Annotated in this window: 1 protein-coding gene and 1 pseudogene; one reads left to right on the top strand and one right to left on the bottom strand. The window is 39.0% G+C overall.

Translation table 11 applies throughout. The features are described from left to right. Positions 1 to 436 (bottom strand): annotated as a pseudogene (locus VXQ92_RS19975) (gamma-glutamyl-phosphate reductase); the annotation flags it as partial. Between the two features lie 299 nt (positions 437 to 735). Between VXQ92_RS19975 and VXQ92_RS19970 the strand changes: the two are divergent. Further along, on the top strand, positions 736 to 1,136 hold a 401-nt coding region (locus VXQ92_RS19970), incomplete at its 3' end, for an alpha/beta fold hydrolase (RefSeq protein ID WP_416682958.1).

Genomic DNA, 1,136 nt, shown 5'->3' with positions numbered 1-1,136 from the left:
CATTGCCCGATTTAATTGCTAAAGATGCAGCTTCAAGTGTGACATTTGGACGTGATTCGTAAATCATACCAACGACACATAGAGGTACACGCATTTTCCCAATTTGAATGCCTGTGGGGCGATATGCAAGATCCGTAATTTCCCCAATTGGATCCACAAGCGCGATCACATCTTTTAAACCTTGCAACATCCCTTTAAAACGTGCAGGCGTAAGCTCAAGACGATCAAGTAAGGCGCTGTCGAGCTGGTTGCTACGGCCTTTTTCCATGTCGATTTGATTCGCCGCCAAGATAGCTGCTTGGTTGTTTTCCAATGCAGTATAAATAGCAGAGAGCGCATGATTTTTAAGTGAGGTAGAAGCACTTGTTAAGACGCGTGAAGCATCACGTGCTTGTTGCCCAACTTTTTGCATATATTGTTCAATTGAATCTTGCATAGCATTTTTTAATCATTTACCAATGACTACGATAGTAGCAGTCAAATGCGGAACAATGAATGGCTTTTTTTCAAAAATGTGACCGCTATAAAAAAACATTTAAATATTTTGCAAACTATTCGCGGCTTAAACAGGATGAGCGGTCAATTCAGCGATTGCGTATATTTCAGACAATTGTTTAGAATGTTATTGTGCAATACAAACAAATACAAATTTTAAAGATTTGTGCATAAAAGATTACGTGTTCAAGAAGGAACTCTTGCAGCATAAAAAAATTACAGCAAGGAGGAAGCAAGGATATGAATTCCATTATTCAAATGGATTCGGAGATAAACCAAGCTTATGCCGGTTTTGGGTTTTTCGATATCTACCATAGAGATAGTTTTAAACAGCCAGCTCGTACCACATGGATTGACGGTTGGAAAATTGAATACATGGCGATTGCAGACCCACAAACGATTCACAAAACACCGATTGTGATTGTTGGCGGTGCTTTTCAAAATTTTAACTCGTATAAATATTGTGTTGAACAACTATTTGAAAGTGGCCCAGTGATTTTAATCGACTTGCCATCTATGGGCGCAAATCAACAAATTACCAATCGAGATACCGGAATTTCTGCTGGAACATTAGAGCTTCCCGATTTGTCGGAAATGTTAGGACGTTGGCTAGATATCGTTGGAATTCAAAAAGTTTCTGT

Source organism: Acinetobacter sp. 228 (assembly GCF_048147885.1).
The sequence above is the reverse complement of the archived record's forward strand: the minus strand, read 5'-3'. Positions and strand labels throughout refer to the sequence as shown.